At 60.7% G+C, this 19876-nt stretch carries 21 protein-coding genes; 8 read left to right on the forward strand and 13 right to left on the reverse strand.

All coding sequences use genetic code 11. The features are described from left to right. Nucleotides 1-101 precede the first annotated feature (101 nt). The 5 genes from hisB to hisF are packed head-to-tail and all read left to right on the forward strand — an operon-like array spanning nucleotide 102 to nucleotide 3141. On the forward strand, nucleotides 102-695 hold the full coding sequence (gene hisB / locus GYA95_RS20205; protein WP_003255736.1) for an imidazoleglycerol-phosphate dehydratase HisB: 594 nt from the start codon (nucleotides 102-104) through the stop codon (nucleotides 693-695). Next, nucleotides 696-1334: an imidazole glycerol phosphate synthase subunit HisH gene (hisH, locus tag GYA95_RS20210; protein WP_013970493.1), complete on the forward strand. Its 639-nt coding sequence runs from the start codon at nucleotides 696-698 to the stop codon at nucleotides 1332-1334. It abuts the gene before it with no gap. Further along, the gene (locus GYA95_RS20215) at nucleotides 1335-1595 is read left to right on the forward strand and encodes a DUF2164 domain-containing protein (RefSeq protein ID WP_003257483.1); all 261 of its coding nucleotides are present in this window, start codon (nucleotides 1335-1337) and stop codon (nucleotides 1593-1595) included. It abuts the gene before it with no gap. A gap of 27 nt (nucleotides 1596-1622) precedes the next feature. After that, entirely contained in the window at nucleotides 1623-2360 is a 738-nt protein-coding gene (gene hisA / locus GYA95_RS20220; RefSeq protein WP_015268636.1) for a 1-(5-phosphoribosyl)-5-[(5-phosphoribosylamino)methylideneamino]imidazole-4-carboxamide isomerase, read from the forward strand. Nucleotides 2361-2370: 10 nt separating this feature from the next. Further along, nucleotides 2371-3141 (forward strand): imidazole glycerol phosphate synthase subunit HisF, encoded by a 771-nt coding sequence (gene hisF / locus GYA95_RS20225; protein ID WP_013970495.1) that lies wholly within the window; start codon nucleotides 2371-2373, stop codon nucleotides 3139-3141. A gap of 120 nt (nucleotides 3142-3261) precedes the next feature. Here the strand turns inward: hisF and choV are convergent, their stop codons facing one another. From choV to GYA95_RS20240, 3 genes are all read right to left on the reverse strand, one after another. Continuing rightward, nucleotides 3262-4440: a choline ABC transporter ATP-binding protein gene (gene choV, locus GYA95_RS20230; protein WP_003257485.1), complete on the reverse strand. Its 1179-nt coding sequence runs from the start codon at nucleotides 4438-4440 to the stop codon at nucleotides 3262-3264. Next, the gene (gene choW / locus GYA95_RS20235; protein WP_169774667.1) at nucleotides 4437-5285 is read right to left on the reverse strand and encodes a choline ABC transporter permease subunit; all 849 of its coding nucleotides are present in this window, start codon (nucleotides 5283-5285) and stop codon (nucleotides 4437-4439) included. The genes choV and choW overlap by 4 nt, the downstream gene beginning before the upstream one ends. 81 nt (nucleotides 5286-5366) lie before the next feature. Then, nucleotides 5367-6314 carry a choline ABC transporter substrate-binding protein gene (locus GYA95_RS20240; protein ID WP_015268637.1) on the reverse strand — a complete coding sequence of 316 codons (948 nt, stop codon included), beginning with the start codon at nucleotides 6312-6314 and terminating at the stop codon, nucleotides 5367-5369. Between the two features lie 453 nt (nucleotides 6315-6767). On the opposite strand from GYA95_RS20240, the gene GYA95_RS20245 reads away from it, so the two are divergent. Then, nucleotides 6768-8144, forward strand: coding sequence for an L-serine ammonia-lyase (locus GYA95_RS20245; RefSeq protein WP_015268638.1), 1377 nt, complete (start codon nucleotides 6768-6770; stop codon nucleotides 8142-8144). Nucleotides 8145-8601: 457 nt separating this feature from the next. Further along, the gene (gene gbdR / locus GYA95_RS20250) at nucleotides 8602-9708 is read left to right on the forward strand and encodes a choline metabolism transcriptional regulator GbdR (RefSeq protein ID WP_015268639.1); all 1107 of its coding nucleotides are present in this window, start codon (nucleotides 8602-8604) and stop codon (nucleotides 9706-9708) included. A gap of 120 nt (nucleotides 9709-9828) precedes the next feature. On the opposite strand, the gene GYA95_RS20255 is transcribed toward gbdR, so the two are convergent. From GYA95_RS20255 to choX, 5 genes are all read right to left on the reverse strand, one after another. Further along, nucleotides 9829-10086 carry a hypothetical protein gene (locus GYA95_RS20255; protein WP_003257487.1) on the reverse strand — a complete coding sequence of 86 codons (258 nt, stop codon included), beginning with the start codon at nucleotides 10084-10086 and terminating at the stop codon, nucleotides 9829-9831. 367 nt (nucleotides 10087-10453) lie between these two features. Beyond that, nucleotides 10454-10930, reverse strand: a complete 477-nt coding sequence (locus GYA95_RS20260) for a thioesterase family protein (protein ID WP_015268640.1) — start codon at nucleotides 10928-10930, stop codon at nucleotides 10454-10456. A gap of 10 nt (nucleotides 10931-10940) precedes the next feature. Further along, nucleotides 10941-11906, reverse strand: a complete 966-nt coding sequence (locus GYA95_RS20265; RefSeq protein ID WP_015268641.1) for an L-carnitine dehydrogenase — start codon at nucleotides 11904-11906, stop codon at nucleotides 10941-10943. Between the two features lie 18 nt (nucleotides 11907-11924). Further along, nucleotides 11925-12809 (reverse strand): beta-keto acid cleavage family enzyme, encoded by an 885-nt coding sequence (locus GYA95_RS20270; RefSeq protein WP_015268642.1) that lies wholly within the window; start codon nucleotides 12807-12809, stop codon nucleotides 11925-11927. Between the two features lie 125 nt (nucleotides 12810-12934). Further along, nucleotides 12935-13879, reverse strand: coding sequence for a choline ABC transporter substrate-binding protein (gene choX / locus GYA95_RS20275; protein ID WP_015268643.1), 945 nt, complete (start codon nucleotides 13877-13879; stop codon nucleotides 12935-12937). 147 nt (nucleotides 13880-14026) lie between these two features. Here choX and GYA95_RS20280 point away from each other — a divergent pair, with 147 nt between their 5' ends. Next, nucleotides 14027-14971, forward strand: a complete 945-nt coding sequence (locus tag GYA95_RS20280) for a GlxA family transcriptional regulator (protein ID WP_015268644.1) — start codon at nucleotides 14027-14029, stop codon at nucleotides 14969-14971. Between the two features lie 121 nt (nucleotides 14972-15092). Here the strand turns inward: GYA95_RS20280 and GYA95_RS20285 are convergent, their stop codons facing one another. The 5 genes from GYA95_RS20285 to GYA95_RS20305 all read right to left on the reverse strand — a co-directional run bounded on the left by GYA95_RS20285 (nucleotide 15093) and on the right by GYA95_RS20305 (nucleotide 19868). Next, nucleotides 15093-15344: a bacteriocin immunity protein gene (locus GYA95_RS20285; RefSeq protein WP_015268645.1), complete on the reverse strand. Its 252-nt coding sequence runs from the start codon at nucleotides 15342-15344 to the stop codon at nucleotides 15093-15095. 2 nt (nucleotides 15345-15346) lie between these two features. After that, a complete protein-coding gene (locus tag GYA95_RS20290) occupies nucleotides 15347-17236 on the reverse strand; it encodes an S-type pyocin domain-containing protein (RefSeq protein WP_080604832.1) in 1890 nt (629 codons plus the stop codon). Nucleotides 17237-18016: 780 nt separating this feature from the next. Next, on the reverse strand, nucleotides 18017-18568 hold the full coding sequence (locus GYA95_RS20295) for a hypothetical protein (protein ID WP_015268648.1): 552 nt from the start codon (nucleotides 18566-18568) through the stop codon (nucleotides 18017-18019). A gap of 66 nt (nucleotides 18569-18634) precedes the next feature. Next, on the reverse strand, nucleotides 18635-19351 hold the full coding sequence (locus GYA95_RS20300; protein ID WP_080958440.1) for a hypothetical protein: 717 nt from the start codon (nucleotides 19349-19351) through the stop codon (nucleotides 18635-18637). Nucleotides 19352-19466: 115 nt separating this feature from the next. Continuing rightward, nucleotides 19467-19868 carry a lysozyme inhibitor LprI family protein gene (locus GYA95_RS20305; protein WP_003257504.1) on the reverse strand — a complete coding sequence of 134 codons (402 nt, stop codon included), beginning with the start codon at nucleotides 19866-19868 and terminating at the stop codon, nucleotides 19467-19469. Nucleotides 19869-19876 lie beyond the last annotated feature (8 nt).

The following is a 19876-nucleotide window of genomic DNA, read 5'->3' on the forward strand; positions in this document are numbered from 1 at the left end:
GCGTAATTCCGCGTTTTGCCATATGTCATCCGCGTTTCAAGCCGGCGCGTTCTAGGCCTATAATGAAGCCCTTTTCGCCTAATGATTTTGCGGAGCTGGTGATGGTCGAACGTAAGGCTTCCGTCGAGCGCAATACCCTGGAAACCCAGGTCAAGTGCTCGATCAACCTCGATGGCAGTGGCAAGGCCCGATTCGATATCGGTGTGCCTTTCCTTGAACACATGCTGGACCAGATTGCCCGCCATGGGCTGATCGATCTGGATATCGAGTGCAAGGGTGACACGCATATCGACGATCACCATACCGTCGAAGACGTCGGCATCACCCTGGGCATGGCATTTGCCCAGGCCATCGGTGACAAGAAGGGCATCTTCCGCTACGGCCACGCCTATGTGCCGCTGGACGAAGCGCTGTCGCGCGTGGTTATCGACTTCTCCGGTCGCCCGGGCCTGCAGATGCATGTGCCGTACACCCGCGCCAGCGTCGGTGGCTTCGATGTCGACCTGTTCCAGGAGTTCTTCCAGGGCTTCGTCAACCACGCCCTGGTCACCCTGCACATCGACAACCTGCGTGGCCACAACACCCACCACCAGATCGAGACCGTGTTCAAGGCTTTCGGCCGCGCCCTGCGCATGGCCATTACCCTCGACGAGCGCATGGCCGGGCAGATGCCTTCCACCAAAGGGTGCCTGTAAATGCAGACGGTAGCCGTAATCGACTATGGCATGGGCAACCTGCACTCGGTGGCCAAGGCGCTCGAGCATGTAGGTGCCGGCAAGGTACTGGTCACCAGTGATGCCACGGTCATCCGCGAAGCCGACCGCGTGGTATTCCCGGGCGTGGGCGCGATTCGCGACTGCATGGCAGAAATCCGCCGCCTGGGCTTCGACAGCCTGGTGCGTGAAGTCAGCCAGGACCGCCCGTTCCTCGGCATCTGCGTGGGTATGCAGGCACTGCTCGACCACAGCGAAGAAAACGACGGTGTCGACTGTATCGGCCTGTTCCCCGGCCAGGTTCGCTTCTTTGGCAAAGACCTGCAGGAAGACGGCGAGCACCTGAAGGTGCCGCACATGGGCTGGAACGAAGTCGGCCAGACCAACGACCACCCGCTGTGGCACGACATCCCCGACCGTGCGCGGTTCTACTTCGTGCACAGCTATTACATCAATGCCGGCAAGCCGGCCCAGGTGGTCGGCCGCGGCCATTACGGTGTCGATTTCGCCGCTGCACTGGCCGATGGCTCGCGCTTTGCCGTGCAGTTCCACCCGGAGAAGAGCCATACCCATGGCCTGCAGCTGCTGCAGAACTTCGTCGCCTGGGACGGGCGCTGGTAAATGAGCAGGTCGAAGACCAAGGCCCCGGTCATCACCCTGGCCCCCGAGCAGGAGCGCGAAGCGCTGCACACGCTCAAGCGCTTCCTCGAAGATCGTTTCGAGCTGGAGCTGGGGTCGTTCGAAGTGGCCGAAGTCCTCGAACTGTTCAGCAAAGAAATTGCACCCCTTTACTACAACAGGGCGATTGCCGATGTTCAGCTGCACCTCAAGGAGCGGTTCGAGAGCATCGAAAGCGATCTGTGGGCGCTCGAGAAGCCCTGAAACCCCAAGAACAGACAGGTTCCCAAGATGCTGATTATCCCCGCTATCGATCTGAAGGACGGTGCCTGCGTGCGCCTGCGCCAGGGCCGCATGGAAGACTCCACGGTATTTTCCGACGACCCGGTGAGCATGGCCGCCAAGTGGGTCGAGGGTGGCTGCCGCCGCCTGCACCTGGTCGACCTCAACGGCGCCTTCGAAGGCCAGCCGGTCAACGGTGAAGTGGTCACCGCCATTGCCAAGCGCTACCCGACCCTGCCGATCCAGATCGGCGGTGGCATCCGCTCGCTGGAAACCATCGAGCACTACGTCAAGGCTGGCGTCAGCTACGTGATCATCGGCACCAAGGCGGTCAAGCAGCCAGAGTTCGTTGCCGAAGCGTGCAAGGCCTTCCCGGGCAAGGTCATCGTTGGCCTGGACGCCAAGGACGGCTTTGTCGCCACCGACGGCTGGGCTGAAGTGAGCTCGGTTCAGGTCATCGACCTGGCCAAGCGTTTCGAGGCCGATGGCGTCTCGGCGATCGTCTACACCGACATCGCCAAGGACGGCATGATGCAAGGCTGCAACGTGCCGTTCACCAAGGCGCTGGCAGAAGCCACTTCGATCCCGGTGATCGCCTCGGGCGGCATCCACAATCTGGGCGACATCAAGGCCCTGCTGGACGCCAAGGCCCCGGGCATCATCGGCGCCATCACCGGCCGTGCCATCTACGAAGGCACCCTCGATGTCGCCGAGGCCCAGACCTTCTGCGACAACTACCAAGGCTGAGGACTGAACCATGGCACTGGCCAAGCGCATCATCCCTTGCCTGGACGTGGACAACGGCCGGGTGGTCAAGGGCGTCAAGTTCGAGAACATCCGTGATGCTGGCGACCCGGTGGAAATCGCCCGTCGCTACGACGAGCAAGGTGCCGACGAAATCACCTTCCTCGACATCACTGCCAGCGTCGACGGCCGCGACACTACCCTGCATACCGTCGAGCGCATGGCCAGCCAGGTGTTCATCCCGCTGACCGTGGGCGGTGGCGTGCGCACCGTGCAGGACATCCGCAACCTGCTCAATGCCGGTGCCGACAAGGTCTCGATCAACACGGCCGCGGTGTTCAACCCAGAGTTTGTCGGCGAGGCCGCGGACCGTTTCGGTTCGCAGTGCATCGTCGTCGCCATTGATGCCAAGAAGGTGTCCGGGCCAGGCGAAGAACCACGCTGGGAAATCTTCACCCACGGCGGGCGCAAGCCGACCGGGCTGGATGCCGTTGAATGGGCGAAGAAGATGGAAGGCCTGGGTGCTGGCGAGATCCTGCTGACCAGCATGGATCAGGACGGCATGAAGAACGGCTTCGACCTGGGCGTTACCCGTGCGATCAGTGATGCGCTGGGTATTCCGGTGATTGCCTCAGGTGGGGTGGGTAACCTGCAGCACCTGGCTGACGGCATTCTGGAAGGGCATGCCAGCGCAGTGTTGGCGGCCAGCATCTTCCACTTTGGTGAGTACACGGTGCCGGAAGCCAAAGCCTACATGGCTTCGCGCGGGATTGTCGTTCGCTGACAGAATGCCGGGAGGGCTTTGCCCTCCATTCGCAGCACAAGGCTGCTCCTACAAGGTTACGCGGTCCTTTGTAGGAGCAGCCTTGTGCTGCGAAAGGGCCGCAACGCGGCCCCAATTGCATCAACCGTGGTTCTTGCCGAGCAATGCGTGATAAAGCTCGGTATCCCCAAGAATCCCCACCACCTTGTCGTTATCCTGCAACACCAGCTTGTTGCCGGTCTGATAACGAATCTGTAGCGCCTCGCGCATTCCGATATCGGCATTTACCAACGTTGGGCGGCGGCCCAGCAGCTCCACATCCTGCCCTGGTGCCCAGTTCTGCAGGTCAAGCCCGTTCTGCCCCTGGCGTGCGCGCTTGATCGAGCCACCTTCGCCAAGGTCCAGCCACGAGTCGATGCCGGGGTCCAGGCACACCGAACCGTTCACCCGCTTGCAGTTGTCCAGGCTGCGCATCAGGCTGCGCCCGCACAGCACGTTCAGTGGGTTGGTATGGGCGACAAAGGTACGCACATACTCGTCGGCCGGGTTGAGCACGATCTCTTCCGGCTTGCTGTACTGGATGATCCGCCCGTCCTTCATGATGGCGATGCGGCTACCCAGTTTCAGCGCCTCGTCCAGGTCGTGGCTGACGAACACGATGGTCTTGCTCAGCTTGGCCTGCAGGCCCAGCAACTCGTCTTGCAGGCCCTGGCGGATCAGCGGGTCCAGTGCCGAGAACGGTTCGTCCATCAGCAGGATGTCGGCATCCATCGCCAGCGCCCGGGCCAGGCCCACGCGCTGCTGCATGCCGCCAGACAGTTCGTCCGGCTTCTTGTTGCGCCACTGGGTCAGGCCCACCAGTTCGAGCTTCTCGTCTACCAGCTTGCGTCGTTCCTTCTCGGGGCGGCCCTGCATTTCCAGGCCAAAGCTGATGTTCTCGCGCACCGTCAGCCAGGGCATCAGGGCGAATTTCTGGAACACCATGGCAATGCGCTTGGTGCGCATCATCTTCAGTTCGGCCGGGGTGCAGTGGGCAATATCGATGTGCTTGCCTTCGTGCTCGACGAACAGCTTGCCGCGGCTGACGGTGTTGAGGCCGTTGATGCAGCGCAGCAAACTCGACTTGCCCGAGCCGGACAGGCCCATCAGCACGCAGATCTCGCCCTTCTGGATATCCAGGTTGGCCTTCTCGACACCCACCACCAGGCCGGTCTGCTTGAGAATCTGCTCGCGGGTCTGGCCTTGGTCGAGCAGTGCCAGCGCTTCGCGCGGCTTGTTGGAGAAGATGACGTCGACGTCTTCGAAACGAATGATGCTCATGCTTCACCCCTTACCGGCAGGTCCGGTTGCTTGCAGATACGGTCGAGCATGATCGCCAGCAGCACGATTGCCAGGCCCGCTTCGAAGCCCAGGGAAATATCGGCGGTGTTCAGTGCGTTGACCACAGGTTTGCCCAGGCCGTCAGCGCCGACCAGGGCGGCGATCACCACCATCGATAGCGACAGCATGATGCACTGGGTAACGCCGGCGGCGATGCTTGGCATCGCGTGCGGCAGTTCGATACGGGTGAGCAGCTGGCGCCGTGAGCAGCCAAAGGCCTTGCCGGCATCCATCAGCTCCTGCGGGACGTCGCAGATGCCCAGATAGGTGAGACGGATCGGGGCGGCGATGGCAAACACCACTGTCGAGATCAGCCCCGGCACCACACCCAGGCCGAACAGGGTCAGGGTGGGGATCAGGTAGACGAAGGTAGGTACCGTCTGCATCAGGTCGAGTACCGGGCGCATGGCGGTATAGAACATCGGTTTGTGCGCGGCGACGATGCCCAGTGGCACGCCGATGGCCACGCAAACCACCGTGGCGAAGGTGACCTGCGCCAGGGTTTCCATGGTTTCCTGCCAGTAACCCAGGTTGAGGATCAGCAGGAACGACAGGGCGACGAATGCGGTCAGCGCCCACTTGCGCTGGATGAAATGCGCCAGGGCGGCGAACAGAGCGATGAGCACGAACGGATTGAAGAAAGTCAGGGCACTGGTTACGCCATGGATCATGAACTCCAGGCCTTGCGCGATGGCGTCGAAGTAATTCGCGCCGTTCTGGGTCAGCCACTCGACGAACGACGCGATGTACTGGCCCAGGGGTATTTTCTGATCGATAAGCATGATAGCGAGCTTCCACCTGCATAGATTGAACTCAACCCGGGGCAGGCACGGTCCTGCCCCGAGGTAGCGCTATTGCGTATTTCGTTATTGCGTCAGCTTGGCCTTGGCCGCCTCAAGGCCGGGTTTGCCATCCACGGTGGTTACGCCGGCCAGCCAGGCATCCAGTTTGCCAGGGTTGTCCTTGAGCCACTTCTTGGCAGCCGCCTCGGGTTTCATCTTGTCGTCCAGGACATAGCCCATCATGGTGCTTTCATCCTTGAGCTCGAACGACAGGTTCTTCAACAGCTGGCCAACGTTGCTGCATTCCTGCACATAGCCCTTGCGGGTGTTGGTCAATACGGTCGCCTTGCCGAAGTCGGGGCCGAAGAATTCGTCTCCGCCGGTCAGGTACTGCATCTTGAAGCGGGTGTTCATCGGGTGCGGTTCCCAGCCGAGGAACACGATGGCCTCGCCGCGTTTCTGCGCGCGGTCGACCTGCGACAGCATGCCGGCCTCGCTGGACTGAACGATCTTGAATCCGGCGTCCTTCAGGCCGAAGGCGTTCTTGTCGATCATGCTCTGGATGGTGCGGTTGCCATCGTTGCCGGGCTCGATGCCGTAGATCTTGCCGTCCAGTTCCTGCTTGAACTTGGGAATGTCGCTGAAATCCTTCAGGCCCTTGTCATAAAGCGCCTGGGGCACGGCCAGGGTGTACTTGGCGTTTTCCAGGTTGGCGCGCACGGTTTCCACGGTGCCGGCGTCGCGATACTGCTTGATGTCGTTCTCCATGGTCGGCATCCAGTTGCCGAGAAACACGTCCAGGTCCTTGCCGGTGGCCAGCGACTTGTAGGTCACCGGTACCGAGATCATGGTGGTGTGGGTCTTGTAACCCAGTGCTTCGAGCACAACGCTGGTGGTCGCGGTGGTGACCGTGATGTCGGTCCAGCCGACATCCGAGAACCGTACCGTCTTGCATTGCTCGGGTTCGGCGGCCTGGGCCAGCAAAGGCGCGGACAGCAACGCAACCAGCAACAGCGAGGGTGAACCTTTCATGGATGGACTCCTGTGATTTTGTCTTCGGGTTCGCGTGGGTCGCCGGGCTTTCTCAGGGTCCGGTCGACCAGGCCTGCAGAGGGCAGGATGCGTGGCCGTGCTTTACGAGTCGCTTTCGATAATCCTCCAGCGCCGTGCAATCGCCTACTGGTGGGGTCGTAACCAGTACGGAACGGGTCGTATCCAGTATGGGCGATGTCGTTTATGGATTTTTCCACCCCCTCAGCCGCATTTTTACGTCACCAGGCCGCCGTAAAGCGGCGTGGCAAGGGCAGCTCCCCGGTTGAAAACAGCGCGGCGCTGCTGGACAAAAGTACGTCGGTTGCAGACGGCGAGGGGGTTGGTAAAAGCCCGATGATGCGTGCATTCAAGGCGGCCCGCTGCTTCAGCCTAGCAGTTACCCCGCCCTGCGCATGGCGCGCAGAGACAAGCCCAGCAAGAGGTGATTCGACAATGGCCATCAGCGTGTTCGACCTGTTCAAGATCGGTGTCGGGCCCTCCAGCTCCCACACCGTAGGCCCCATGCGTGCTGGCGCCCTGTTCGTCCAGGGCCTGCGCGAACGCGGCGAGCTGGAACGTGTGAAGCGGATCGAAGTGCGCCTGTATGGCTCGCTGTCGGCCACAGGTGTGGGGCACGGCACCGACAATGCCACCATCATGGGCTTGATGGGTGAATGGCCTGACGCCATCGACCCGACCCAGATCGCGCCGCGTATAGCCGACCTGCGCGAAACCAACACCCTGCAGCTGGACAGCCGCCTGCCCATCGAATTCGTCTGGGCCCGCGACATGCTGTTGCTGGACGAGAATTTGCCGTACCACCCCAACGCCATGACCCTGGTTGCCGAAGGCGAACAGGGCGAGCTGCACCGCGACACCTACTACTCGGTGGGTGGCGGCTTCGTGGTTGATGCCGCCCAGGCCGCCAGCGGCGTGCTGGATGCTGACCAGACGGTGCTGCCGTACGATTTCAATAGCGCTGCCGAACTGCTGCGCCTGTGCAAGCAAAACGACCTCAGCGTGTCGCAATTGATGATGGCCAACGAGAAGGTCTGGCGCAGCGAGGAAGAGATCCGCGCCGGCCTGCACAAGCTCTGGGAAGCCATGCAGGAATGCGTCAACAACGGCCTCAAGTACGAAGGCACGCTGCCCGGCGGATTGAACGTGCGCCGCCGCGCCGCCAAGCTGCACCGCAGCCTGCAGGAAATCGGCAAACCCAACGTGATCGGCTCGACCATGAGCGCCATGGAGTGGGTCAACCTGTTCGCCTTGGCGGTCAATGAAGAAAACGCTGCCGGGGGGCGTATGGTTACCGCACCGACCAACGGTGCGGCGGGCATCATCCCGGCGGTGTTGCACTACTACATGCGCTTCAGCGATGCGGTGGACGAGTCCAGCGTGGTCGACTTCTTCCTCGGTGCTGCCGCGGTGGGCATCCTGTGCAAGAAGAACGCCTCGATCTCTGGTGCCGAAGTGGGTTGCCAGGGGGAAGTCGGCTCGGCTTGCGCCATGGCAGCGGCGGGTCTTGCCGAAGTGCTGGGCGCGACCCCGCCACAGGTGGAGAACGCTGCCGAGATCGCCCTGGAGCACAACCTGGGCCTGACCTGCGACCCGGTTGGCGGATTGGTGCAGGTGCCGTGCATCGAGCGCAACGCTATTGCTGCGGTCAAGGCCATCAACGCAGTGCAGATGGCCTTGCGTGGTGACGGCGAGCACTTCATTTCCCTCGACCAGGTGATCCGCACCATGCGCGATACCGGGGCCGACATGCACGACAAGTATAAAGAGACTTCGCGCGGTGGTTTGGCGGTCAGCGCGATCGAGTGCTGATAGCTTGACCGGAACTCAAGGGCCTCTTCGCGGGTGAAACCGTGAAGAGGCCCTTGAGTTTGACGCAGGTGCAGCACAGCCCCCCCAATGCATCCTTATGGTGCAGCGCGACGCATACCAATCGTCGGGTGTCGTAATCAGTGCGGGCATTGTCGGTGACACTCAAGAGTGTCGTTTCTGGGCATCCTACACTGCGCGTGTCACCAAATTGCTCAGCCATTCCACGCACACCGCCTAGCACGCCCGTTCTACGATGATTGACCAACTCGATCAAAGCACCTGATTTGCCTAACAAAGGCGTCGTTTTCAGGTTTTTTTGGATGGCCGTTCAACTTCAGGCACGGCGTTTGCGTAGAGATTGGTACCAAGGCCCCCACACATGAAACCGGGGCCATACATAACAAGAAATCAGTGCTCGCCTGAGGCACCCCCTGCATTTGTGTGAGGAGAAATCGCGATGACGTCGTACACCTCCGGGAACCCAACCCAGAACCGCACAGCCCCCCAGTCCATCGGGTTTCTCCTATTGGACAATTTCACCCTGATTTCCCTGGCGTCGGCCGTCGAGCCGCTGCGCATGGCCAACCAGCTGTCCGGCCGCGAGCTGTACCGCTGGCACACCCTAACCGCCGATGGTGGACAGGTGTGGGCCAGCGATGGCTTGCAGATAACCCCTGACGCCGCGATGCACAGTGCGCCTCCCATCGATACCGTGATTGTTTGCGGCGGCGTGGGCATCCAGCGCAGTGTCACCCGCGAGCATGTCACCTGGTTGCAAACCCAGGCCCGCCAGTCGCGCCGCCTGGGCGCGGTATGCACCGGCAGCTGGGCCTTGGCCTGTGCCGGGCTGCTGGATGGTTTCGATTGCAGTGTGCACTGGGAGTGCCTGGCCGCGATGCAAGAGGCTTTCCCGCGCGTCAACATGAGCACCCGCCTGTTCACCCTCGACCGTAACCGCTTCACCAGCTCCGGCGGTACTGCGCCGCTGGACATGATGCTGCACCTGATCAGCCGCGACCACGGCCGTGAACTGTCGGCGGCGATCTCCGAAATGTTCGTCTACGAGCGCATCCGCAACGAGCAGGATCACCAGCGCGTGCCGCTCAAGCACATGCTTGGCACCAACCAGCCAAAGCTGCAGGAAATCGTTGCGCTGATGGAGGCCAACCTCGAAGAGCCGATCGACCTGGACGAACTGGCGGTATACGTGTCGGTATCGCGCCGGCAGCTCGAGCGCCTGTTCCAGAAGTACCTGCACTGTTCGCCGTCGCGTTACTACCTGAAGCTGCGCCTGATCCGCGCCCGGCAGCTGCTGAAGCAGACGCCGATGTCGATCATCGAAGTGGCGTCGGTGTGCGGCTTCGTGTCTACCCCGCACTTCTCCAAATGCTACCGCGAGTATTTCGGCATTCCGCCGCGTGACGAGCGCGTGGGCTCCAACACCGCGCAGCAGGTGGCGATGATGCCGATCCCGCAGGCCATGACCCTGTCGCCGCACAGCGGGCCGATGGCGGCCCTGAGCCAGGCGCGCAATGAGTCGACCTTTGCCAGTGTAAGGCTCTGAAACGGAGCCGGCCTCTTCGCGGGCTTGCCCGCTCCCACAGGAGGTGCACAGTATTTGAACTCTGTGCAATCCCTGTGGGAGCGGGCAAGCCCGCGAAGAGGCCGGTGCAGGAAAACTTTGTCAGCCGCGCTTGTTGAACTGCGCCAACGCCGGCAACAGCTGTTTGTCGATGGCCTGGCGCACCGCCGGCAGGATCGTCGCACTACCGGTATACATCTGCTCCACCATCCCCTTCAGCGCCCGTGCATTGGGCTCGGTCAGCCCACGCACCACCGCTTCGCACGCCTGCTCGGCAGTAGCGCCGGCCGGAATCTCGAACCCGCGCGCGCGCAGGTGGCCTGCCAGATCGTCCTGGTCAATCAAATCCGCATGCATCATGGCTGTTGTCCCTTTTATCGCTAAGAGAGTGCTGCTGTGATTTACGACCGATTCTGTGACGCCGGCGACATGCCCGCAACAACAGAATGGCGCCATGGCTGCTTTGGCTAAGAACAGGTCGTTTACGGCTAAATCCAGTGTTCGGGAAGTGCGCAAACTCAAGCCATCTGCCGCAACGGAGGGTTTGGTCACCCTCGTTCGTGTACAGTGGATGTTGCTCGCTCTTGGCCCCGGATGCTCACGGCTTTCCGGGGTTATTTTTTGCCTGAATACATGACCTGTGGGAGCGGGCGTGCCCGCGAATGCGATGGTGGATTTACCGCCGCATTCGCGGGCACGCCCGCTCCCACAGGTTATATGTTGCTGCTCAGTTTGGTGTAGGCAGGGCTATCACACGGCCGACGAACTCAGCCGGGGGCACATCCTGCTGCTCATCCACCAACCCTTGCAGCAACTCGACACCCCGCTCACTGAACGGTGCCGACCTCGGCCCCGCCAGGTCCACATGCAGCAGCATCTGCTCACTGGCCGCCAGCGCTTCGTCGAACCCTGCCCGGTGCAGGCTGTGGTAGACATGCAGGCGCTTGCGATCAAAGCCGATGATCTGCGTTTGCACCCATACCTCGGTGCCCAGCTTCACTTCGTGCAGGTAGTTGATGTGCGCCTCCAGGGTGAACAGCGAGTTACCGCTCTGGCCGCGGCTGTCGGCATCCAGGCCGATGCGCTCCATCAGCGCGTCGGTGGCGTAGCTGAAGATCAGCAGGTAGTAGGCATCGCGCAGGTGCCCGTTGTAGTCGACCCAGTCCTCCTGGACCGGGGTGCGGTAGGTGATCAGTGCGGGCATCGCGGTCTCCTCAGTCGCCGAAAGCCATGCCGTGGCTGGCCTTGCTGGTCTTTACCGCTTCCAGCACTGCCAACAGGGTGTCATCACGATAGCGCTCCAGCGCGGCGATGCTGCGATCCGCCAGTTGCTCGGAGGTCCCTTCGACCACATCGTCGATCAACTTGTCGGTGAGTTCCGGCGCCGGCAGGTAGGTCCAGGGCAGTTTCAACGCCGGGCCGAACTGGGCCATGAAGTGACGCATGCCCGCATCACCACCGGCCAGGGTGTAGGTGAGGAACGTGCCCATGAACGACCAGCGCAGGCCGGCGCCGAAGCGGATGGCATCGTCGATCTCGCCGGTGCTGGCCACGCCGTCGTTGACCAAGTGCAGTGCTTCGCGCCACAGCGCTTCGAGCAGGCGGTCGGCGATGAACCCGGGCACTTCCTTGCGTACGTGTAGCGGGCGCATGCCCAGGGCGGTGTAGATGGTCCGGGCCGCTTCGATGGCCTCGGGAGCGGTGCGGTTGCCGCCGACGATTTCCACCAGCGGCAGCAGGTACACCGGGTTGAACGGGTGGCCGACCACGCAGCGCTCGGGGTGGGTGGCCGACTCGTAGAACTCGCTGGGCAGCAGGCCCGAGGTGCTGGAACCGATGATCGCGTCGGGTTTGGCGGCGGCGCTGATCTTTGCGTGCAGGTCGAGCTTCAGGTCCAGGCGTTCAGGGGCGCTTTCCTGGATGAAATCGGCGTCGCGGACGCATTCCTCGATGGTGGCGACGAACTTCAGGCGGTCTTGTGATGCGCCTGGTGCCAGGCCTTGCTTTTCCAGTGCCGGCCAGGCGTTGGCGATGCGCTTGCGCAAGGCCTGCTCGGCGCCTGGCGCCGGGTCCCAGGCGACCACGTCCAGGCCGTGGGCCAGGGCGCGCGCAACCCAGCCGCTGCCGATCACGCCACTACCCAGCGCGGCGAAGGTCTTGATCTCGGTGATGAAGGTCATGTTGGGCTCCTGAAAGTGTCAGCGGCGTTTGAGGTTCATCTTTTCCCGGCCTTCGGCCGGGGTCAGCACACGGGCGCCAAGGCGCGAAATGATTTCCACCGCGCGCTCGACCAACTGGCCGTTGCTGGCCAGCACGCCACGGTCCAGGTAAAGGTTGTCCTCCAGGCCCACCCGCACGTTGCCGCCCAGCAGCACCGCCTGTGCGGCCATCGGCATCTGCATGCGACCGATACCGAACCCGGCCCAGGTGACGTTTGGCGGCAAGTTGTCGGCCATCGCCTTCATGGTGGTGGTATCGGCCGGAGCGCCCCACGGGATACCCAGGCACAGCTGGAACAGCGGGTCTTCGAGCAGGCCTTCCTTCATCATCTGCTTGGCAAACCACAGGTGGCCGGTGTCGAAGATTTCCAGCTCGGCTTTTACCCCCAGCTCGGTAATGCGCTTGGCGCCGGCGCGTAGTTGTGCCGGGGTGGAGACGTAGATCGAGTTGCCGTCGCCGAAGTTGAGGGTGCCGCAGTCGAGGGTGCAGATTTCCGGCAGCAGCGCTTCGACATGGGCCAGACGCTCCAGTGGGCCGATCAGGTCGGTACCCGCGCCGAACTCCAGTGGTGTTTCACCCGGGCCGATTTCCAGGTCGCCACCCATGCCCGCGGTAAGGTTGACGATGATGTCCACGTCGGCTTCGCGGATGCGCTCCATGACTTCTCGATACAGCGCCACGTCACGGCTGAAGCGGCCGGTTTGCGGGTCGCGCACGTGGCAGTGGACCACGGTGGCGCCGGCTTTGGCGGCCTCTACGGCAGACTCGGCGATCTGCTTGGGGGTGACTGGAACAAGGTGGCTTTTCGAGGCGGTGTCGCCGGCGCCGGTGAGGGCGCAGGTGATGATGACGTCGTGGTTCATGTCGGGGTTCCTTGAGAGAGCTGTGGTGGCCTTTTCGCGGGCATGCCCGCTCCCACAGGGTCTGCGCAGACCTTGTTCTATGCGCTGTACCTGTAGGAGCAGCCTTGTGCTGCGAAGGGGGGGTGTCAGTTGGCAGTGAGCTTGAGGTTGTCAGCAGCCGGCTTGCCATCGAAGGTGGTCACACCCTCCAGCCAGCGGGCCTTGTCCTCGGGGTGGTCCTTGAGCCACTGGCGGGCCGACTCCAGCGCATCCTTGTGGTCGAGCAGCGGCTGCATCATGCGGCTCTCGTCCTCGGCGCTGAAGTTCAGGTTGGCCAGCAGGCGGTGGGCATTGGGGCAGCGTTCGGCGTAGTCCGGCGCGGTCACCGTCCACACTGTCGCGCGGCCTTCGTCAGGGCCCAGGGCGTCCTGGCTGTCGCCCAGGTAGACCATGTCGATATTCACGTTCATCGGGTGCGGCGCCCAGCCAAAGAACACCACGGCTTCGTTGCGCCGCACCGCGCGATCGACGGCGGCGAGCATGCCGGCCTCGCTGGACTCGACCAGCTGGAACTTGCCCAGGCCGAACTGGTTCTTGGCGATCATCGCCTTGATCTGGGTGTTGGCGCCGGAACCCGGTTCGATGCCGTAGATTTTCCCGCCCAGTTCCTTTTCGAACTTGTGGATGTCGGCGAAGGTCTTCAGGCCCTTGTCGGCCAGGTACTTGGGCACCGCCAGGGTGGCGCGGGCGTCTTCCAGGCTGGGTTTGTCGAGCACCTTGACCTGCTTGGCGTCGACGAACGGGGTGATGGTCTGGGTCATGATCGGGTTCCAGTAACCCAGGAACATGTCCAGGCGTTTGTCGCGGATGCCGGCGAAGATGATCTGCTGCGAGGCGCTGGTCTGTTTGGTCTGGTAGCCAAGGCCATCGAGCAGCACCTGGGCCATGGCGCTGGTGGCGATGACGTCGGTCCAGTTGACCACGCCCAGACGGACGTTCTTGCAAGCCGCGGGCTCGGCGGCGAATAGTGGGGAAGTGGCGATGCTGCTCAGGGCAAGGGTCAACAGGCTGCGGCGGATCAAGCTGTGCATGGTGGCTCTCCATCGGCAGTGCATATTGTTATTGGGGTTCGACCTCTCTGGGTCGTATGAAGAAGCTACGCTGCTGTCAGGGTGGAAAATCGCACCCTGGCGACCAACATTTGCACGGAGGCGACCACCTTTGCCGTGGAGCATGCAATGCCGCAAATCATTCACTTCCTGTTGTTGCCCGGGTTCTCGGCCATGGGTTTCATCAGTGCCCTGGAACCACTGCGGGTGGCCAACCGCTTCAAGGGCCCGTTGTATCGCTGGCAGGTGTTGAGCCTGGACGGCGGGGCGGTGCTGGCCAGCAATGGCATGTCGGTGAACGCCGATGCAGCGCTGGCGGCGGGCGAGCCTGGTGGCATCCTGCTGATCGTCGCCGGTTTCGAGCCATTGGCCTGTTATGGGCCGGCGCTGCAGCAGGCGCTACGCCGCCTGGACCATGAGGGGGTGGTTCTGGGTGGCATCGATACCGGCGCGGTGGTGCTGGCCGAGGCCGGCCTGCTCGACGGCCACCGCGCCACCGTGCACTGGGAGGCGCTGGAGGCGTTCAAGGAGCGCTATCCACGCTTGCAGGTGACCCAGGAGCTGTTCGAGATCGATCGGCGTCGCATCACCTGCGCAGGCGGTACCGCGTCAATCGACCTGATGCTTGACCTGATCGGCCAGGCCCATGGCAGCGAGCTGGCGGTGCAGGTGTCCGAGCAGTTCGTGCTCGGGCGTATTCGCCAGCGCCAGGACCACCAGCGCATGCAGATCGCCAGCCGTTACTGCATCAGCAACAAGAAGCTCGTAAAGGTGATCGGCGAGATGGAGCGAAATATCGAGCAGCCGCTCAACACCCAGGTGCTGGCCGATGCAGTGCAGGTGACTCGGCGGCAACTGGAGCGCCTGTTCCGCTTGCATCTGGACGACACGCCCAGTGGCTTCTATCTGCGATTGCGACTGGACAAGGCTCGGCAGCTATTGCGCCAGACCGACATGAGTGTGCTGGAGGTGGCGGTGGCGTGCGGGTTCGAGTCGGCGTCGTATTTCACACGCAGCTACCGGGCACGGTTCGAGCGGTGTCCGCGGGAGGATCGGTTGGCCCGGGTGGTGTGACTGGTCCTCGTGAGCCATTGAGGTTCAACTCTCGCCTCCTTGGAAAACTTGTTTGGTTAGACGAGGTGGGAGCCCCGATCAGTTATTTGACCGCCTTTACAACTGATCGGGGGGGCACATATTAGGGTTGAGCAAATCCTGGTTTGCCGTTTGCAGCACGCCAAGCCTTCACCTCGGCCACAATTTGCTCAGGGCTATCTTTCCCTTCCTCTGGGTAAAAAAGAAGATCTGATCCAGCAGGGTGCTCTGACAGTTGCTCAAATTTCTCCACAGCGCTACGGTGCGCTTCGTCGCTAGGGTAGTCAACTATGTATATTTTTTTTACAAACTCCAAAAAATCTGTTTCTTTAATATCGCTAATAGAATCATTCATTTTTAATTGCCTTGGTGAATTTGGATATGGAGGTCGGGAGTCGTAAGGAAAATGTTCTCTGCGTTGTACACTTCTCCGCCCCGAGAAATCAATGTTTTATGATGCAGTTCCACCACAACTCGTTTCCCGACACGAGCATTTTTGGGAACGTACGGAGCGAGCCCTTTTCTCATCCTAGAAATGTTCACCCGACTGAATTGTTTTGAAAGCATTTCGTCATTGCCAATTGCTTTCCAGATCGCTTCCCTCATGGACCGCCAATTTGGGAAGTTTCTCCCCCGCAGCAAGTCAGCAACCTGCATTGGAATGGGGGCTCCTTCACCTGTCGAAGCGCCTCTAGACCACGATTCGTCAACTTGAGGGCCGTACCCACTTGCCGTACCAGGATCTTCTCGCCGATCCCTGAACATTGTGTAGATTGGCGGCAGCCCCGAGTCTGCAGGAAAAACAACGATGTAGTCATCAAGGTTGGCGTCAGCAATACCTGGGTAGCTGTCAATCCTGATTTCAACCGGTAGCAATTCAGCTCCGGGATAAATCTTCGGAGGTTTTTGCTCAGAGGGCAGGCTGGTAGAGGAGTCTCTTGGTTTGTCGATAGGAGTCCAGGTGAGGGTCCGCGGCGGTGAGTCTGCGGTGGTCGCGGTATAGATGTTGCGTTGTGCGTCGAATGAAGCGGTAAGTACACGTACCTCAAATGGAACGGGGCCGCCGTTAGCTTTGACTACGAAAATTTCCGAGGCGCCCTCGGCCGTGGTCCGGGAGCTGAAACGGTAGGGCATCTCAGCTGTGCTGCTTATGCCTTCATTGGTTGCCAATGCTATGCTTACTTGGGGAGCTAGATCTGACAGCGGCGTTTGCAGGCTGTAGCGATCAGGGAGCTCACCATTACCGAGCCGAGGCGAGTAGAGCAAAGCCGAAACACCGACGATGAAACCCGAGCCTACAGCGACCGCATAACCTTCTAGTGCTCCAATCGCAGTTCCTAATACTGTGCGAAGTGAGAACAGGGGGGTATTACTCGACACTGTGCCTGCAGCCGTAAGCACGACCGAGCTGATTTGTGCAATGGAACCAGATGTAGAGTATGTATTTGCTGCTCGGACTGTGGCAGTTTCGGCGGCGATACGCTCGGCTTCGGCCTTCGCGGCAGCCTCGGCGGCGATACGCTCGGCTTCGGCCTTCGCGGCAGCCTCGGCGGCGATACGCTCGGCTTCGGCCTTCGCGGCAGCCTCAGCGGCGATACGCTCTGCTTCGGCATTTGCGGCAGCTCTGGCTGCCATACGCGCGGCTTCTCGGGCTTGGACGCGGGCCCGTACTTGCTCTGTAGTGCTGCCCTGCAATTGTTGCGATAGATGATAAATCTGGAGTGCAATAAAGTCCCTAGTCTTAGAGTGGGCGTAGCTCTGTGTGGCTCTCTGAACGAAAAGGTCTGGGTTGTCGCTTATTTTTCCATATTTTTGCTCGTAACTGGAGATGACGGATGCAGAAGACCTCCATGTAGAATTGAAACCTAATAGTTGTCTGGCATTAGTGTCGAGAAGCGGTATCTCATCTAGTTTTTGTAGAATTAGGTCCTCCATTGCATATTTTCGCGCATTGATGTCATTTGCGTAGAGAGTGGCTGCCAGTTCCTCAACTTCTTCAGTTACTGATTGAATAATGTTGCCTAATTCAAATTTGCTGGTGTTCTCACTTCTGATTGCATCCAGCAGTTGCTCTGGTTTCGGGAGTGCCGTTGGAGAAGGAGTGGCAGGTGGTATATCAGAGATGAATGGGCCAGGCGCGGCATATGGCCAGTGAGGTAACCCAAAGGGATAAAGTGTGGGGAGTATTACTGGGATTCTATTTGTAGGATAGACATACTGGTCAGGTAGAACTAAAGGGCCCTGCATGTGACGCTCCAATTGAAAAGCAGCAGTTAGCTGCGGAGCTTGGAATCTTCGGCATTTGGCAGGGTTTAATGGAGAGAGATATAGTTCCCGGCTATCTGGTGTTTCTTGACTTAGCTTGGATTTCACGGCGCATCTAATGACCGTATTATTAGCTGTGTTGGGCTAGGGCGGCAGCCAATACTGAGATCGAGAGCTGAATTTCGCTTTTTAAGTCATCTCATGATGGTTGTTTTGATTTTTTACAATGTAAGTGAGGAGCGGTGCGTGATGACTGCTGCCCCATGGACTGCAGGTATTCCGAGCGGTCATTGCTGCGTTACGTAAAGCAAGTATCCCAGACCGCCTGAAGCGCCTTGTTGCCAGGCTTGTCGGCATAGGGCTCGACCTCTCGGTCAGCATCCCGCAGCTGCGCCAAGAGCTTTTCGGCTGCGTCCATGCGCCGACCAAGGCAGTGTCCTTGTCGCTTTGATCGGCATACTGGTCGAGAATGTGCTGGATTAGGTCGCGCAGCGCACCGCAATTATCGGGGCGGCGATGAAGGGGCTTTCATCGTCTCAGATATGGATCAGGAGTATCCGCTGTCTGAGGGGCTGAGCATGGCGCAATCGGTAGGAGGTATCGAGCGAATCGGCCAAGTTACCTACCGAACAGAAGCCAAACTGGGAAAAAGTAACTGAAATCTTTCGCGCGGCCCATGGAGGCTCTGTGCCGTGCGTTCTGGCGACCAATATTTGCACGGTGGCGACCACCCTCAGCCTTGGAGCGTGCAATGCCGCCTGGTTAGAACTGATCGAGGTCAGAAAGCGCCTGGAGGCGGTTTTCGACCTGTACTCGCCGCGCCTCGAAAGCCCGGGCGTCGAGTTTCGCGCCCATGTGGTCCAGTTGCAGGGCAAGGCGCGTACGTGGGGCATCCGGGTCGGTCGAACAGCACAGGTTGAAGACGATCGCCAGCGGGCTTCCGCTATCATCCAGGTCAAATTCGATGCGCAGGTGCGAGCTGGCCGAGGTGCTGCGCAGCAGGGCGAGGTCTGGCTGTTTCAAGCCATTAAGTATGTCGTTGGCAACCCGCTCGAACTTGAGGTTGCGACGCTGGGGCGCTGGAATCCAGCCGTTGAAGACGTCTTGAAACACAGCATCCGTGGGTACGCAGTTGATGCTTTTCGTTGTCCGCTCGATCAGTTCGACACCGCTGTTTTCCAGGCCCTGCAGAAAACGGTTGAACCAGCGCTGGCCATCCTGTTGGCGATCGTGAACCTGGTTGGCTTCCAGTTGCGCCAGGCGCAAGCAGGCATGAAGGTCTTCCCAGGGTTGGGTGGCAGGTTTGGTGGGCATGCTTCTGGCCCTCGCCGTAGGCGTAGGAAGGGGAACCTGGCGCCGCATGGCGGCGCCAGGCGCAGGTCAGATGTCCAGCGCCAGGATGTCGAACGCTTGGCTGGCCAGCTTCATCCTGACGGCTTCGCGCATGGCGTCGAAGTGGCGAACACTGAACGAGCCCTGCTGCGAGGCCCGGTATACCCTGGTGTTCGACTTGTCGATGATGCGGCCAGCGGAACCTGCGGTTTTCTCAGCCTTGTCATAGCTCAGCTGAACGCTGGTCATGTGCATGATCGGCAGGCCTTGCGGTGTCATCTCGCAGGCCGAAATCTGAATGGTGCTGGATTTGCCCGAAACGCTCACGCTGCTTTCTTCGAGCAGTTGCTGCGCCTTGGGTGTTTGCACGATCACTTCGAAGGAGCGTTTTACACAGCGGCTCAGGCGGTGGCTGGCGCCGATCTGGACGGTGACGATCTGCGGCACCAGGGTGGCCAGCGTGTGGGTGTCCTTGTCGATTGCCTCCTCGACATGGGCGGCGCCGGTCAGCGTCCAGCCGAACTTGCCCAGGCCGTCGTTGTAGAAGTTGTACCACTCGCGCTGCTGGGTTTCCTTGTCGAACTTCTTGTTTGCCGACAGGTTCATCAAGCGCATGCCATCGAGCACGTCTTCGGCAACGCTGGCAGGTACATCCGGGGCAAAGATGCAGACGGTGTTGGCAACCATGACGGCGCGTTCTTCGCCTTCTTTCTTCAGGGCGGCAATGGCGCTGTTCATGTCGGTCTTGCTGATAGTAGAGGTCATGTCTTGGTTTCCGATCGAGTTCATCATCGGCACCTCGGGTGAGGCGCCGGGAACGCACTTTGGTTCGGATCGTCAAGACAGATAAGCCGAAAGCCTTTCCTGCCGAGGAACTCCCTTACTGCTGGCCGATGGACTGCAGGTACTCCGAGCGGTCATCGCTGCGTTGTGCCACGCAGGTGTTCCACGCTGCTTCGAACGCCTTGCTGCCCGGTTTCTCGGCATAGGTTTCGACCTTGCAGTCGGCATCGCGCAGTTGCGTCCACAGTTTCTCGGCCGCCTCCATGCGCCCGGCCAAGGCGTCTGCCTTGTCGCCTTCGTCGGCGTACTGGTCGCGAATGCGCTGTATCAGGTCGTCATACGCCGACTTAAGTTCACGCTCGGCCGTCTGCTTGTTGAACGCCGCGCAAGCGAATGTCTGCTGGTCGGTCTCGACGTTGTCGCACGGGGTGCTTTCTTCCTCGCCGGCCTGGGCGCCCGATACGACAGCCAGCAGTACCAGCCATGCCATTGATTTCATCCGTTTTC

The organism is Pseudomonas asiatica, assembly GCF_009932335.1.
Lineage (GTDB): Bacteria > Pseudomonadota > Gammaproteobacteria > Pseudomonadales > Pseudomonadaceae > Aquipseudomonas > Aquipseudomonas asiatica.